This is a genomic window from Thermococcus sp. 2319x1, assembly GCF_001484685.1.
Lineage (GTDB): Archaea > Methanobacteriota_B > Thermococci > Thermococcales > Thermococcaceae > Thermococcus_A.
In genome coordinates, this window is sequence record NZ_CP012200.1 from 1,244,635 (window position 1) to 1,259,447 (window position 14,813).

Annotated in this window: 12 protein-coding genes, 1 tRNA gene and 2 pseudogenes; 10 read left to right on the forward strand and 5 right to left on the reverse strand. The window is 45.6% G+C overall.

From position 1 onward, the window contains the following. Positions 1 to 4 precede the first annotated feature (4 nt). Positions 5 to 850 (forward strand): 2-oxoacid:ferredoxin oxidoreductase subunit beta, encoded by an 846-nt coding sequence (locus tag ADU37_RS07040; RefSeq protein ID WP_058946938.1) that lies wholly within the window; start codon positions 5 to 7, stop codon positions 848 to 850. Next, the gene (locus ADU37_RS07045; RefSeq protein ID WP_058946939.1) at positions 847 to 1,407 is read left to right on the forward strand and encodes a 2-oxoacid:ferredoxin oxidoreductase subunit gamma; all 561 of its coding nucleotides are present in this window, start codon (positions 847 to 849) and stop codon (positions 1,405 to 1,407) included. The genes ADU37_RS07040 and ADU37_RS07045 overlap by 4 nt, the downstream gene beginning before the upstream one ends. A 39-nt stretch (positions 1,408 to 1,446) precedes the next feature. Here ADU37_RS07045 and ADU37_RS07050 read toward each other — a convergent pair. Next, positions 1,447 to 1,988, reverse strand: a pseudogene (locus ADU37_RS07050) (FAD-dependent oxidoreductase); the annotation flags it as partial. Between the two features lie 259 nt (positions 1,989 to 2,247). On the opposite strand from ADU37_RS07050, the gene ADU37_RS07055 reads away from it, so the two are divergent. Continuing rightward, a complete protein-coding gene (locus tag ADU37_RS07055) occupies positions 2,248 to 2,712 on the forward strand; it encodes a DUF192 domain-containing protein (protein ID WP_058946941.1) in 465 nt (154 codons plus the stop codon). Positions 2,713 to 2,768: 56 nt separating this feature from the next. On the opposite strand, the gene ADU37_RS07060 is transcribed toward ADU37_RS07055, so the two are convergent. Continuing rightward, positions 2,769 to 3,761 carry a class I SAM-dependent methyltransferase family protein gene (locus tag ADU37_RS07060; protein WP_058947647.1) on the reverse strand — a complete coding sequence of 331 codons (993 nt, stop codon included), beginning with the start codon at positions 3,759 to 3,761 and terminating at the stop codon, positions 2,769 to 2,771. 86 nt (positions 3,762 to 3,847) lie between these two features. On the opposite strand from ADU37_RS07060, the gene ADU37_RS07065 reads away from it, so the two are divergent. Then, positions 3,848 to 3,925 (forward strand) — tRNA-Glu (locus ADU37_RS07065). 71 nt (positions 3,926 to 3,996) lie between these two features. Here the strand turns inward: ADU37_RS07065 and ADU37_RS07070 are convergent. Next, entirely contained in the window at positions 3,997 to 6,024 is a 2,028-nt protein-coding gene (locus ADU37_RS07070; protein WP_058946942.1) for a hypothetical protein, read from the reverse strand. A gap of 117 nt (positions 6,025 to 6,141) precedes the next feature. On the opposite strand from ADU37_RS07070, the gene ADU37_RS07075 reads away from it, so the two are divergent. Both ADU37_RS07075 and ADU37_RS07080 read left to right on the forward strand, forming a co-directional pair. Further along, positions 6,142 to 7,140 carry an iron ABC transporter permease gene (locus ADU37_RS07075; RefSeq protein WP_058946943.1) on the forward strand — a complete coding sequence of 333 codons (999 nt, stop codon included), beginning with the start codon at positions 6,142 to 6,144 and terminating at the stop codon, positions 7,138 to 7,140. Beyond that, entirely contained in the window at positions 7,133 to 7,855 is a 723-nt protein-coding gene (locus ADU37_RS07080) for an ABC transporter ATP-binding protein (protein WP_058946944.1), read from the forward strand. Before ADU37_RS07075 ends, ADU37_RS07080 begins: the two co-directional genes overlap by 8 nt. A gap of 6 nt (positions 7,856 to 7,861) precedes the next feature. Here the strand turns inward: ADU37_RS07080 and ADU37_RS07085 are convergent, their stop codons facing one another. Beyond that, the gene (locus ADU37_RS07085; protein WP_203226252.1) at positions 7,862 to 8,386 is read right to left on the reverse strand and encodes an NTPase; all 525 of its coding nucleotides are present in this window, start codon (positions 8,384 to 8,386) and stop codon (positions 7,862 to 7,864) included. A gap of 237 nt (positions 8,387 to 8,623) precedes the next feature. Between ADU37_RS07085 and mtnA the strand changes: the two genes are divergently transcribed. The 4 genes and pseudogenes from mtnA to ADU37_RS07100 all read left to right on the forward strand — a co-directional run bounded on the left by mtnA (position 8,624) and on the right by ADU37_RS07100 (position 13,880). Then, positions 8,624 to 9,688, forward strand: a complete 1,065-nt coding sequence (mtnA, locus tag ADU37_RS07090) for an S-methyl-5-thioribose-1-phosphate isomerase (RefSeq protein WP_058946946.1) — start codon at positions 8,624 to 8,626, stop codon at positions 9,686 to 9,688. A 6-nt stretch (positions 9,689 to 9,694) separates the two neighbouring features. Next, positions 9,695 to 9,909, forward strand: a pseudogene (locus tag ADU37_RS11645) (zinc ribbon domain-containing protein); the annotation flags it as partial. Between the two features lie 48 nt (positions 9,910 to 9,957). Then, positions 9,958 to 11,100: an iron-containing alcohol dehydrogenase gene (locus ADU37_RS07095; protein WP_058946947.1), complete on the forward strand. Its 1,143-nt coding sequence runs from the start codon at positions 9,958 to 9,960 to the stop codon at positions 11,098 to 11,100. A gap of 29 nt (positions 11,101 to 11,129) precedes the next feature. Further along, entirely contained in the window at positions 11,130 to 13,880 is a 2,751-nt protein-coding gene (locus ADU37_RS07100) for a DEAD/DEAH box helicase (RefSeq protein ID WP_058946948.1), read from the forward strand. Here the strand turns inward: ADU37_RS07100 and ADU37_RS07105 are convergent, their stop codons facing one another. Then, positions 13,881 to 14,813 (reverse strand): alpha/beta hydrolase, encoded by a 933-nt coding sequence (locus ADU37_RS07105; RefSeq protein ID WP_058946949.1) that lies wholly within the window; start codon positions 14,811 to 14,813, stop codon positions 13,881 to 13,883.

The following is a 14,813-nucleotide window of genomic DNA, read 5'->3' on the forward strand; positions in this document are numbered from 1 at the left end:
GAGGATGTATCTAAAATCCAGCTATGAGATTAGGGACAAATACCTTAGAAAAGACATGCTTCCCACGATATTCTGTCCGGGATGTGGTATTGGGGCTGTTTTGCAGTATACCCTCAGGGCTATTGATGATCTCGGCCTAAACCAAGACGAAATAGTGTGGGTAAGCGGTATAGGGTGCTCTTCAAGGGTTCCGGGTTATGTGAACTTTGATGGTCTCCACACAACCCACGGAAGGGCACTGGCTTTTGCAACCGGGATTAAATTGGCAAATCCAGACCTCAAGGTAATAGCTTTCATGGGCGATGGTGATGCTGCTGCCATAGGTGGAAATCACCTAATCCACGCCATAAGAAGAAACCTTGATGTTACGGTTATTCTCATTAACAACTTCACGTATGGAATGACTGGTGGGCAAGTTGCACCAACAACTCCGAAAGGCCTTAGGGGAACCACCGCTCCTTATGGAAGCTTTGAAAATCCGTTTGACATTGCCGAGCTGGCAGTTGCCGCTGGGGCAAACTACGTTGCGAGGTGGAGCGTCTTCAACTACCTTCAAGGGATAAACAGCATAAAGAAGGCTCTGCAAAAGAAGGGGTTCACCCTGGTGGAGTTCTTATCCCAGTGCCCGATAAGCTTTGGGAGGAGGAACAGGCTTAAAACGGGTCCGGAGCTTATAAAGTGGTATCAGAATATAACGGTTCCCATAAGCAAGGCCAAGAACATGTCTCCAGAGGAGCTTGAGGGCAAAATCGTCATCGGGGAGTTCGTGGACAGAGACAGACCGAGTTTAATAGAAGAATACGAGGCCTACAAGAGAAGGGCAAAGAAAATAATGGGGTGGGAAGAATGAGGAGGGAAGTCCTTATAGGCGGCTTTGGTGGGCAAGGGGTTATACTTGCCAGTGTCATTCTTGGAAGGGCAGCGGCAGTCTATGAGGGCCTTTACGCGGTTCAAACCCAAGCTTATGGACCGGAATCAAGAGGTGGTGCAAGCAGAGCTGAGGTTGTAATAAGTGACGAGCCCATAGACTATCCCAAAGCACTGGCCCCTGATTATGCGATTTTGCTTTCCCAGCAGGCTTATGAGAAATACCTCCCCCTTGTAAAGAAAGGAGGCATCGTGATAGTCGAGAAGGACTTGGTTCCCAATAGAAATGAAGAGCTTGAGAAGAACTTCAAGGTTTTTGCAATCCCTTTGACAGAGATAGCGGAGGAAACCACCGGACTTAGCCTGACAATGAACATTCTAACCCTCGGACTCTTAGTTAAGCTTACCGGCATTGTGAGCGAAGACTCCATAGAAAAAGCCGTTCTTGATTCAATTCCTAAGGGAACCGAAAACATAAACCTAAGGGCCCTCAAAAAGGGCTTTGAACTTGGTGAAAAAGCTCTCAAGGGGGAGATCTGACTTTATATTTTTATTGCTTTAAAAGATAAAATTAAAGGGCTAAGCCGGGAGACGTTTCTTTTGGATGTACTCATGGATTGCCTTCGCGGCCCTCTTTCCGTCGCCCATCGCAAGAATGACGGTTGCCTCTCCCTTTCCTTTGGCATCTCTCTCCTCAAGAGGCTTCATCTTCTCGAATTTAACAGCCTTCACCTTTCCGTTCTCGTCACCGATGAACTCAACTGGATTGAGGAAGAACTCAAACTTAACACCCTCCTCGGCGTGGATTATCTCTTCAATACGGGCAGTCATGTCTTCCTTTCCACGGCGATATGCTATAATAACTTCGCTCCCCATCCTGAGAGCGGAACGAGCCGCGTCCATAGCTGTATTCCCGGCTCCAATCATGATGGTCTTCTTTCCTATAGCTATAGGCTCGTCATATTCTGGGAAGAGGTAAGCTTTCATGAGGTTTATCCTTGTGAGGAACTCGTTGGCGGTGTAAATTCTGTCGAGGAGTACTCCTCAAGAAGCTCTTCAAGGGTCACCGTTTTTCCTACTATGTGACCAAGCTTTATCTCTACACCCAACTCGTGAAGTTTTATTTCTCCATCGTAAAGAACCCTGCAAGAGCCGTACCTGTCCCATCGACCATTATCTGCCCAGGTTTTCCTTTTTCGTTATCTTATAACCCATAATGTACCACCTTGTACATATGTTTTGGTTTGTACACTACGGTTGCTAACTCTTAGTTTATAACTATTTTTTAAACCGAAGGTTAACAACTGAAGGTATTTTCAAGTGTTGAGTATTAACAGTTGTCGCAACGCTTATTTAGAGAACAGCTTAAACTCTCTTGGCATGCTGATAAACAAAACAAAGGGCAAAATCTGGAATGGAAAGGTCGAACTCGCGGATACGTTCTTTAGGAGACTTAGGGGTTTAATGCTAAAATCCAGCATAGACTACGCCCTCGTGTTTATCTTGCCAGCGGAGACAAGGATAAATGCCTCGATTCATATGTTCTTCATGCTCCAGAGTATAGACGTTATCTTCTTGAACTCTTCCCGGGAAGTTGTTGATCTAAAAAGGGCCCGCCCTTGGAGAATTTATGTGCCAAGAGAAAGCGCTAAATACATAATTGAGGCTCCTTTGGGAGTTGCTGAGTATTTAAACGCCGAAATTGGGGATGAAATTGACTGGAAAGTTGAGGAGGAAAGAAAAGCAGTTCCCTCTCCCGTTGGAGCTTTAAACAAAATAAATATAAAGGGCTCAAACAACGCGATAAGCCTTGCAGAGCCCAAACCCAAGCTCAGAGGGGAGTGAGATTGATACTCCCGTTGTATAAAGAGCAAAATCAAAGAGGGCCCTGAACTACGGTCCTAAAACACGGCAAAATCAATCGCGATGTTGAACTGATACGGAGCATATGGCCTTACTTTTCTTTTTTCCAGAATCTTCACGTTCTTTCCAAGTTCTTCTGCAACCAGTTTTATCTTTTCCACGTGCTCATCAAATAGATTCTCCTCATGCGAGAATCCGTAGTAGTGAACTACTCCACCTTTTTTGACGCTTATAATTGCTTCCTTCAGGAATTCGTGGGCAAACTTGGGAAGGTTCATTATCACGCGATCGGCCTTTATCCGGCCCGCTACTTTTCTCACGTCTCCGAGAATTGGAAGGACGTTTTCAACTTTGTTCAGCCTTTTGTTTTCTTCTAAGTATCTTATTGCCCAGGGGTTTATGTCACACGCAAAGACTATCTTTGCTTTCTTTGCGAGGAGGATTGAATAAGGGCCAATTCCGGCAAACATGTCAAAAATGACCTCCCCCTCTTTGGTCTCCTTGAAAATTCTCATTCTCTCCGTTGCAAGCCTTGGGGAAAAATAAACCTTTGCAACATCGAGCTTCAGTCTTATTCCGTTTTCTCTATGGGTTGTCTCAGTTCTCTTCTCCCCCGCAAGATGAACGAGCTCTCTCACCCTGTATTCCCCTAAAACTTTGCTCCCTTTTGCAAAGACCGCCTTTACGTGCTTGTGTACCTTTAATATTGCTCTTCCAATGTTTTCTCCATATGGCATGAGCTCCTCTGGAAGCTCTACTATGGCGATGTCCCCTATTATGTCGAAGGACGATGGAAGGAGGGGTTTGAGTTGGGAAGGGACATCCACGACCTCTCTGTAGCTATGAGGCCGCTTTTTGGCCCTTTCGAAAGTTTCCTCAACAATATCAAAGCCCTCTACCTTTTCTTTTATGGGGAATATCACGAATTCTCCTTCATGCTTGACCTTAAAGTTAGTATCCAATAGGCCGAGTTCAATGAGTTTTTTTCTAACGTTCTCAGCCTCCTTCTTTGGAACCTTTATCCCCAGCATTCTCATAGCTAAACCCCTGCACAAGTCCTTTAAAAGGGTTTTGAGCGAAAAGTTTTTAAATGCATCTCAACGTTAGGATATTGGACGCCCCGGTGGTGTAGCCCGGTCAAACATGCGGGCCTTTCGAGCCCGCGCCCCGGGTTCAAATCCCGGCCGGGGCACCATAAGAAACTTTTCTGGAAAAATTCCATTAAAACCCGTTAAAAAGAAAAAGGAACGAAGCTCCTCTTGGATCTCAGCTTGTTAAAAATTCTGCAAGCAGGTTTACGTAATCTTCATTTACTCCCTCAGAATACGTCAGTACTTTCTCCCCTGTTTGATGCCTATCTTTTCCAGCCAGCACTATTACTATCTGCCCCCTTTCCCAGACGTCTCTCTTTATGAGGATTCCCTGCTCTCCGTTGATAATTCTTTTTTGCTCGTATTCGTCCAAAACCTGTTTCACGTATTCTCCAACTCCGTCGTAGGCTTTGGGGCCGCCGAGAATTATTATGATTTTATTCTTTTTGTAGGTTTCAAATTCTTCTGGCCTTGCCCTTGTTACAATCGCCCCCATCTTTTCGAAGTATTCTTTGAGATATTGGCCCTTTATATTCCAGTCAATGTCGTTTGATAGTATTGTTACTTGGACAATTGGTGCAAAGGTCTTTATTGGTTCAAAGTTTGATGCCCACTCCACTATGTCCTTTAAAGCCAGCAGCTCTTCCTCTCCGCCAGCCTCTATTTCGAATGAGATGTAGGCGCTTCTTATTCCATCTCCACGATGTTTCTCGTCCCTTGTTATAACTGTGGAGAGATAGTCTTTTGAAATGGCATCTACACTCACGATGTCTTTATTTATTGCACTCAGCAGGCGAACTCTTTCTATTATTGGCCGGCCGGGAGTTAGGATCACTGGAGTACCGCCTATTTGGATTCTCACTTCATCATCTGTGAAGCTTAAAGTTCTCAAGGCATCAACCAACGGGAAGTCCAGTGCATATATCCCTCTGGCTGGTTTTGAATGGCCGAATATCTTCTCCTGGAGGCTAAAGAACTCTACTATCCTGTTCTGTTCCAGGCGTTTCTTTTCCCTTATCGCATCTCTGGCAAACTTCAAGCTTTCCGAGGGCAGGATATACTGCCACCCAAATGCGGAATCTGTTTCATTGGAGAACTCAAGGGATGGGACACTTTTTATTAGCCCTATATTTTTGATAATGACCTTCTCTGAGGAGGGAACAAATGGCAGTATAGTTGGGATTTCGAATATTGCATAGTTCCCCTTTCCGGCACTTTCTTTTTTAGCCTCCTCTACTACTGGCAAGAGCTCAAAGCCAAGCAATGTTGCTAGGCTTTCTTTTTCATAGGCATCAAACGTTCCTATGTGGGAAATTGCTCCCATCTGGATTAGTTTCTCTCCGTCATAGACGGAGCCATCAAACAGTGTTCCGTGAGTTGCGATTATTCCCGCGTTGTTTTCCCTGAGGTATCTGATTAGGCCTTGAATGTCTGGAATCTCCCATCTTTTTAGCCATAAGTTGGATAGGATCACCACTCTGGGCTGAACCTCTTTAAGAGCGGTTGCAAGCTCTTCCGGGGAAACTATAGCTATGTTGTAATACTGCGCGAGGTACTCCCAGTGGTGCCTTTTTAAGAATCTTGGATGATTGAGGAATGGTTTTACTTTGTTCATTTCTTCCTTGTAATCGCTTAGATCTACGGGATATACCTCTGTTGCATTGACGAGTAGTTCTACACTCTGCGCCCCCTCCAGAAAGAGTTCTTCTCTTACAGAGGGATCCACGATGAGCACGTGCCTCCCTGAGGGATTTACGACGAAATACTTCCCAATGATGCTTTCACTTATATGCCCCTCTTTGTCTTTTACAACTACTTTGAACTCCACTACACTACCTGCTTTTTGAGCGGGGATAGTTGCTTTCCCATAAAATGTCCTTATTATTGCTGATCTGTTGTATATTCTGCTGACTATTGAATTATACATTTCCTCGTTCTCATTTATTGTGGCGGTTTTTACCGCTCTTGTTTGCCACTCCCCATAGTTTACTCTGTAATAGAAGGTGATTTCTTCAATGTCCAGATCATCAATAACATAGAAATATGCGGTGTATTCATCTCCTTCAGGTATTGAAAAGTACCTTGGGTAGGGATTTCCGAGTATTATCAAAGACGGCTGGGGATTCTCTATTAGTATCTGCCCCGCTGCAAAGTTAGATATAGTTAAAAGCAAAAACAGGGCAAGACTTAGGGCTTTCTTCATTATGGGATCACCCGGTATCATATATAGTGCGTTCATGTATTTATACTTTCTTGACTCGTAGGCTGACCGGGGATAACTTTTTATACACCAGTTTTGGATAAATAATCCAGTGAGAACATGAAGAAAATCGCACCACTATTGGTGTCATCGGTAACCCTTGTCCTTTTAGGGATAGTCGTTGGGCCAGTAGAGATGCCTTTTCGGGATATTCTGGCAGCTTTTAGTCTTGATAATTTAAGGAGGGCGTTTTTAAACCCAAACTCGCTTAGTGGGAACAGCTACATTGTCCTCCAGATAAGATTGCCTAGAGTTCTACTGGCATATCTTGTTGGGGTAAGCTTGGCTTCAGCAGGTACCGCCTCCCAAGCTCTTTTTAAAAATCCACTTGCGGATCCGTATATAATCGGAATAAGTGGGGGAGCTGCAGTTGGGGCTTCAATAGCGGCCTTGTATTTTCCCCGGTACATGGGTGTTCTTGCATTGGTAGGCGCTTTCTTGGCGGTTGTTGTAGTGTACAGGATTGCAAGGGTTAATGGTCATATTCCGGTGGATACGTTGCTTTTAGCAGGAATTGCCCTGGGATTTTTTACGAGTGCTCTAACGTCTTATCTCCTCTACGTAGGCAGAGAGAAAATCCATAACGCAATCTTTTGGCTTATGGGAACATTTAACGGAGCCGATTGGGGGGATGTTAAGGTGGTTTTGTTTTCATCCGTAGTGGGGGTTAGTATTTTGCTTTTCAGCTGGAGGGAGCTAAATCTGCTCCTTTTGGGAGAGGAGAGCATTTCAATGGGGCTTGATATAAATCGCTACAGAAAGATAGTAATTGTTGTTATCTCTCTTTTGACCTCATTTGCCGTGGCTACGAGCGGGATAATAGGGTTTGTGGGTTTGATAAGCCCGCATGCCATGAGGATGATGTTTGGCCCAAATCATAAGAGACTTTTACCCGCATCAGCCCTTTTTGGAGGAACTTTAATGGTTTTTGCCGACATACTTGCCAGAATACTCCTAAAGCCGGCGGAAGTCCCGGTGGGGATTATTACAGCTCTCTTTGGAGCTCCGTTTTTCCTCTACCTTCTAATAAAGAAAAAGAGGGGTGAGCTGTTTGGATAAGCTTGAGGTCAACGTCTCATTCTCCTATGGCGAAAAGCGGATTTTGAAGGATGTGAGTTTTTCAGCCAAAAAAGGAGAGTTTTTAGCAGTCGTGGGACCCAACGGCGCTGGGAAGTCCACACTCTTAAAGTGCCTGGTTGGAATTTTAAGGCCCTCTGGATACGTTAGGCTGAACGGTTTGGATTTGTTGAGCTTAAAGCCCAAAGAACGGGCGAAGTACATTTCTTATGTTCCGCAAAGTTCGTTTCCCGAGTTCGCGTTTACGGTTGAAGAGTTTGTGGAGCTCGGCACCTATGCAACTAAAGGGGATGTTGAGGGGGCATTAAGAAAGGTGGGGATGTGGGAAAGACGAAATGAATTTGTAACAAAGCTGAGCGGGGGAGAATACCAGCTGGTGTTGATAGCGAGGGCTCTGGCTCAGGGAAGCAGTGTTATGTTGCTTGATGAGCCGACTTCTCACCTCGATATCAATCATGCCCTCCAGATAATGAACCTTTTGAAGAGCCTCAAAGACGAGAAAATCCTTGTGGCCGTTATGCACGACCTAAATTTGGCTTTGAACTATGCAGACAGGGTGATAGTTCTAAACAAAGGACAGATACAGTGGAGCGGCAAATCTTCCGCCCTAACTCCAGAGGTTCTGGAGGGGGTTTATGGTGTAAAAGCGAAGATAGTTGATGTGGAAGGACAGAGGATTGTTGTGGCTTGGGAATGAAAAAATTCAAGGTTTTAGAATTGCCTTCAAGTTGTGAATGATTTCCTGTCTTATGTGTTCTCTGTTCTCTGGCGTTAAAACGTAAAGCTTTCCGTAGTTCCTGAATCGCTTTGCATAATTTCTGTGAACCGTCGCTAAAAGTGGTTTTTCGCTCTTAACAGCTTTTTCCACAGCTTCTGCAAACTCCCTGCTTTTGTATTCCATTGCGCCAATTTCGTCAATGATTATGAGGTCTGCGTCTTTGAGCGCCCTTTGTATTGCCAAGACTCCAACGCGGTTTAAGTCCTCAAGATTAACAACGTACTTCCCCACTCTTGGATGCCCTTCTCCGATCCATGCTAAGATTCCTTCTTCTCCTGTGTCGAGGGCTTTAATTTTAAATCCGACTCTTCTGCCATTCTCCCTAACTTCCTGCGTTATAAAGCCACCAATTTTTAAGTTGTAAGCTTTCAGCTCTTCGGCAACTCTTAATACGAGGGTTGTTTTGCCCGCTCCCGGTAAGCCGGTGATGAAGATTTTCATAAGGCTCACCGAATTATAAAAAGAAAAGGGATTTAATAATTTGGTGCCACATTCCATGGCCTTTTCACCTTCGGGACTTCTCCAACAAGCCTTTTCCTCTTCGCATTAAGCCCAATGCACCCGCACATCTCTATAACTCATACTTTTTCGCCGGCATGGTCTATCTCGTTAAACCCTATCCATTTTGTCTCGTTGCACAAAGCAAAATTTAAATCACTTGACTGAAAGGAACTAAAGGTGATGAGCATGGAGATAAAATACAAGCCCGAAGAACTTACAAAGCTCCCAAGAAGTGTGGAGTTCAGGGAGGGGAAAGTCTACATTATTGATCAGCTCCTTCTTCCAAGGGAGTTTAAGGTAGTCCCTTTGAGCACTGTTGAAGAAGTTGCCAGGGCAATAAAAATCCTCCAAGTCCGTGGGGCTCCCGCAATAGGGGCAACAGCAGCTTATGGGTTAGCTTTACTTGCAGAGAACAGCAAAGCAAAGAACAAAGAGGAGTTCTTTGATGAATTTTATAAAGCATTTGAAATACTTAGAAACACCCGCCCGACAGCGGTAAATCTTTTCTGGGCACTCAACAGGATTAAAAATCTTGTAGAGGAGCACAGGGAAGAGAACCTTGGTGAAATAAAAAGGCTGATAGTTGAGGAGGCCCACAAAATAGCGGATGAAGATGTGGAAGCAAACCTCAGGATGGGTCACTATGCGGCTGAGATTCTTCCGGAGGGGAATATCCTAACCCATTGCAACGCTGGGAGCTTAGCCACAGTACATCTCGGTACGGTCGGAGCAGCACTTAGAGTTATGTACAAAGAAGGCAAGCTCAAACTTTTGTGGGTTGACGAGACGAGGCCGGTTCTCCAAGGCGCAAGGCTCTCCGCTTGGGAGTACCACTACGATGGGATTCCACTAAAGCTGATAAGCGACAACATGGCGGGCTTTGTGATGCAGCAGGGAATGGTGGATGCGGTAATAGTTGGTGCCGATAGGATAGTTGCCAACGGGGACTTTGCCAACAAAATTGGAACTTACTCTCTGGCCGTGCTTGCGAAAGAGCACAAAATACCCTTCTTCACCATAGCACCCCTCTCAACCATTGACATGAGCCTCAAGAGCGGCAAGGAGATTCCAATTGAGGAGAGGCCTAAAGAAGAAGTTTTAACCTGTGGAGGATGCAGAATAGCACCAGATGTTGACGTCTACAACCCAGCTTTTGACGTAACGCCCCACAAATATCTCACGGCAATAATCACGGACAGAGGAATTGTTTACCCACCTTTCGAAAAGAATTTGAGGAAGCTCTTTGAATAGCGTTGGGGTAAATTAAACACGAATGGGCACAGGGTTTTGAAATGTGAATGCGGTTTTAAGGCCGATAGAGACTTATCGGCTCTTTGAATATTCGTTTGAAAGCCTTGAAGATGTGGGGAGTTTCCGTTCCCCCCGAAAGCCGGCCAATGAAGACGGGAGGCTGGAAGGTTATTCGCTACGAGTGGTGCGGGAGTTCCACCCGTGCCAAAAGTAGCGGATAATCAGAACGGTTTAAATATTCCCCCTCAATATTATTTTTGGTGATGAATATGAAGTTCTTCAGCTTAAAAACGAGGATAGCAGTTGGAGAAGGAAGCCTTAAGTACGTGCAGAGTATTGCTATGAACCACGAGAGGGTCTTGATCTTATCCAGCAAGTCAATGCGCATTCATGGGTTCTTAAACGAGGTTATGGACTACGCAGAGGAAGCTGGAGCGGAAGTTGATGTTATAGAGGGCTTACCTGCAGAGCCAAGCTATGAGGACGTTGAGGAGCTGATGCCAAGGGTTAGGGAGTTTTCTCCGGATTTGCTCATAGCCCTCGGAGGCGGAAGCGTAATAGACATTGCTAAAGCGATAAAAGTATTCTATGATGCTCCAGAGCTGAGCTTTGAGGAAATCGCATTCCTCGACAGGTTTACAAAGCCTCCCAAAGTTATTCCCAAGCTCAAGACTCCTTTGGTGGCAATACCCTCCACAAGCGGTGCTGGGAGTGAAGTTTCAGCGGCAAGTGTTCTCAAGAAAGATGGTGTAAAATACAACTTCGTCTCATTTGAAATTGCTCCAGAGTACGCTATTTTGGATCCAAGGTTGCCCAAAACGATGCCAAGGGAAGTTGCAAGGAACAGTGGCTTAGATGTTCTGGTTCATGGGGTTGAAGCTTACACAACGACTGCAGCTACTCCCTTCAGCGATGCGATGGCCATAAATGCTATAAAAACGGTCTTCAAGTGGCTTCCATTGTCCGTTAATGGCGATGAAACCGCAAGAGAGAAAATCCACTATGCGGCAACGATGGCTGGGATAGCTTTCTTGAACGCCCGTCTCGGAATATGTCACAGCTTAAGCCACAAAGCGGCCTGGATTGGTCCCCATGGGCTGCTCAATGCGATTTTCCTCCCATACGTGGTTGAGTTCAACATGAAAAGCGACTATGCAAGAAAGAAATACGCTGAGATAGCAAGGGAAATAGGATTCAAAACCGCTGAAGAGCTGGTCGAAGTTGTCAAAGAGTTTAACGAAATGCTCGGTGTGCCAAAGCTTAGTGACCTCGTTGATGAGGAGGTTTTCATGGCAAAGCTGGATGAGATGGCAGAGAAGGCCTATGCAGACCCTCTGGTCAACTTCAATCCCGTGGAACCCAGCGTTGAGGATATGAAAGAACTCTATAAAAAAGCCTACTATGCCGAGTGATTTTTAAACCCTCTTTCGCACTTTTTATCATGCATCCCCTTTTAAAAAGGGCCATAGAAGAGAAGTTCGGGAGCCTTAATGAGCTCCAGATGAGGGCTTTTGAGGAGGTTAGCTCTGGAAAAAGCGTTTTAATCGTAGCTCCCACCGGAAGCGGAAAAACCGAGGCCGCTGTACTTCCAGTTTTTAACGCAATTTTAGAGGAAAAGCTATACCCCATCTCCGTCATCTATATAGCCCCTTTAAAGGCTCTTAACAGGGACTTGCTGGACAGATTGCTTTGGTGGGGAAAGAGACTGGGGCTTAACGTGGAGGTGAGGCATGGGGATACCTCCTCCTACAGAAAGGCACAGCAGGTGAAAAAGCCTCCCCACATGCTCATCATAACCCCCGAAACCCTTGGAGTAATCCTCACGATGAAGTCTTTTCGAAAAGTCCTCAAAAACGTTAGATTTGTGGTGGTAGATGAGATAGTGGAGCTCGTCGATAACAAGAGGGGTGTCCAGCTTAGCTTGGCCCTTGAGAGGCTTGCTGAGCTTGCAGATTTTCAGAGGATTGGTCTTTCGGCAACCGTTGGGAACGAAGAGGAGATTAAGGCTTGGCTCAAGGCGGAGAGCATTGTCAAACCACCAATTGAAAAGGGTTACAAAATTAAAGTCCTCTTTCCGCAGCCCGATGAAAAAGACCTTGAACTTGCTAGGAACCTAAGTATTCCCCTTGATGTTGCCACAAGGTTAAGGGTTCTCTGGGAGATAATAGAAAAGCATGAAAGAGCCCTGATCTTCACAAACACGAGACAGTTCGCTGAGATTCTCGCTCACCGATTGAAAGCATGGGGCAAGCCAGTAGAAGTCCATCACGGCAGCCTTTCACGAGAAGCGAGGATAAGTGCCGAGAGGGCTTTAAAAGAAGGCAAGATAAAAGCCCTTGTGTGCACATCTTCCATGGAGCTTGGAATTGATATCGGGGATGTGGACGTTGTAATCCAATATATGAGCCCAAGACAGGTAAACAGGGTTATTCAGAGAATAGGCAGAGCAAAGCACAGGGCGGGGGAAGTTAGTGAAGGCTATATAATCGCCACAAACATTGAGGATTACCTCGAAAGCCTTGTAATAGCCCAGAGGGCACTTGAAGGGAAGCTCGAGGCTGTGAAGCCATATGAAAACGCCCTTGATGTTCTCGGTCATTTTGTTGTGGGACTCCTAATAGAGCACAGGAGACTGCCTAAGGAAACCCCTTTTGAGATCGCAAAGAAAGCTTATCCCTACAGGAATCTGAGGTGGGAAGAATACGGCGAAGTTTTAAACATGCTGAGCGAGGCACGTTTAATCGGTTATGATGAGGAAAGAAGCCTTCTCTATTTGAGGAGAGGGGCTTATCAGTATTACTATGAGAACCTTTCCACGATTCCCGATGAAATCAGCTACAGGGTTTTTGACATAAAAAGCGGGCGGATAATTGGCCGCTTGGATGAGAGCTTCGTGATGAATCTCGAGGAAGGGGTGGAGTTTATAATGCATGGCAGAAGCTGGATTTTGCTGGGCATTGATGGGGAGTCAAGGCTGTTGAAGGTAAGGGAGAGCGAGAGTCTGGAAAGCGCTGTGCCGAGCTGGGAGGGGGAGATGATACCTGTCCCCTTTGAAGTGGCCCAAGACGTTGGAAGGCTAAAAAGGGAGCTTCTTTTCGATTTTAACTCCGGCAGGGCTCTTATCTCTAGGGTCGATTTCAAAGATGAGGAACTTGAACTTGCCCTTTCAATTCTAAAGAAGCAGGAACCTTTGGGCAGTGACAGAGACATTGGAATAGAATCCCTCCCTAAGGCGTTAGTTATCCACGCAGATTTTGGAAACAGAGCTAACGAAGCCATCGGAAGGTTTCTTTTAGCTTTTTTGGCGACAAAATACGGGAAGGTCTTCTCCATGAAGGCGCAGGCTCATGCAATAGTTGTTAATTCGCCCTTCCAGCTCAATCCGGATGAGGTTAAGGAGTGCCTTCTCCATGATGCGAGAGCACTTCCGTTTGTTCTTTCTAAGGCGGTGAGAGACAGCCCGGCTTACAGATGGAGAATGCTGAATGTAGCGAAAAGGATTGGAGTGTTGAGGAGAGAGGCGAGAATAAGAAAAATTGAGTTGCTCTTTGAGGGGACTGTAATTGAAAAAGAAACATTAAATGAGCTTTTCCATGATAAGCTCGATGTGGAGAAGGCCGAAGAGATTTTAAAATCCATTAAGAATGGAAAAATCCGGATAAGGGGAATTTTAAGGAGAGAACCTTCACCCCTTGCTCTCCCCAACTTAAGCGTTGGCGGAGAGTTTTTGGTCAGTGGGGAGCTTGAGAAAGACGAGATACTGATGCTGTTTAAGGAAAGGCTTCTCAACACGGAAGTTGCGCTAATATGCACCAACTGCGGGTGGAAGAGCACCACTAAAGTTCTGCGCTTAAAGAACCGTTTGGATTATCTTCACTGCCCTAAGTGCTCCTCCAGAATGGTTGCCGTTGCTCATCCGATAGACGCTGAACTGTTTATTTCAGCATTGAAAAAGCTTAGGAAGGGGGAGAAGCTTGAAAAAGAAGAGGAAAGCGCCTACAGGAGATTAATAAAGGCGAGCGACCTGCTCAAGGCTTACGGTTTTGATGCCGTTTTGGCACTGGCAAGTTATGGGGTGGGACCGGATACGGCTGCAAGAATTTTAAGTCAATATAAGGGGGAAGCGCTTTTGGCTGCTCTCTTGGAAGCCGAGAGGAGGTATATAAGGACAAGAAAGTTCTGGAAAGAGTAGTCAAGTTTTCAAAAATTCCTCTAAGATGTCCAAAAACTCTTTTGGCTTTTCTTCATGTGGCAAATGCCCGCATTTCTCCATCACGACCAGCTTGGAGTTTGGGAGAATCTGATGCAGCTTTTCTCCGCTCTTCAGTGGTACTATCGCATCTTCCCTGCCGTGGACTATTAGGGCGGGAATGCTTAGAGTGCTGAGGTCTTCGGTTATATCCGGATAGCTGCTGTATTTGGTCACCCAGAAAAGCCCTTTGTCCCAGTCTTTAGCCTTCAGTGGCTTCTTATACCCTTCCCGGACTTCATCGGTAAGTTTGGTTTTGTTGTACCATGCATTTTCGAGTATGTTCTCAAGTCTTCCAACAGAAAGCCGAAGGACTAAAGGAAAGTACTTTTCTGTCCACGGAAGGGAAAATAAGAACTTCTGAAGGCGGCCCTGATTTCTTGCCTCCCATGCAGGAGCCACGAGGACAAGTTTTTCTACCCTTTCTGGGGCTTTTATGGCTACCAAGAGGGCTATCCCGGCACCGGCAGAATGTCCCACCAAAGTGGCTTTTTCCATTCCAAGTTTATTCATCAGCTCTAAAGTCAGCTCCGCGGCTCCCTCGGGAGAATAGGGATTACAGGGCAATTCTTTCGGATTTTTTCTTTCCGTGAGCCCGAAACCTGGGCGATCAAATGCCACTACCCTAACTCCTAAGTCACTTTCGAGCAGGTATCTCCAAGAAAACGTACTGGCACCAAAGCCATGCAAAAGAAGCAGGTTGCTCTCACCGGGTTTCTCCACATAGTGAACCCTTAGCCCGCATACCTCAATGAATTTGCTCTCTGGAAGTGATATCTCCTCTACGTTCTGCCCGGTGCTTGGAATTGGAATTGCATAGAGAATGATCAGAAGCAAAAAGAGGGCACCAAAAAATTTGTAGAGTGTCCCTTTCAA

Coding starts and splice junctions, on each gene's coding strand:
- ADU37_RS07095 (WP_058946947.1), top strand. CDS start 9,958: ATGAAGTTCTTCAGCTTAAAAACGAGGATAGCAGTTGGAGAAGGAAGC.
- ADU37_RS07075 (WP_058946943.1), top strand. CDS start 6,142: ATGAAGAAAATCGCACCACTATTGGTGTCATCGGTAACCCTTGTCCTT.
- ADU37_RS07045 (WP_058946939.1), top strand. CDS start 847: ATGAGGAGGGAAGTCCTTATAGGCGGCTTTGGTGGGCAAGGGGTTATA.
- ADU37_RS07100 (WP_058946948.1), top strand. CDS start 11,130: ATGCATCCCCTTTTAAAAAGGGCCATAGAAGAGAAGTTCGGGAGCCTT.
- ADU37_RS07070 (WP_058946942.1), bottom strand. CDS start 6,024: ATGAAGAAAGCCCTAAGTCTTGCCCTGTTTTTGCTTTTAACTATATCT.
- ADU37_RS07055 (WP_058946941.1), top strand. CDS start 2,248: ATGCTGATAAACAAAACAAAGGGCAAAATCTGGAATGGAAAGGTCGAA.
- ADU37_RS07060 (WP_058947647.1), bottom strand. CDS start 3,761: ATGCTGGGGATAAAGGTTCCAAAGAAGGAGGCTGAGAACGTTAGAAAA.
- mtnA (WP_058946946.1), top strand. CDS start 8,624: ATGGAGATAAAATACAAGCCCGAAGAACTTACAAAGCTCCCAAGAAGT.
- ADU37_RS07040 (WP_058946938.1), top strand. CDS start 5: ATGTATCTAAAATCCAGCTATGAGATTAGGGACAAATACCTTAGAAAA.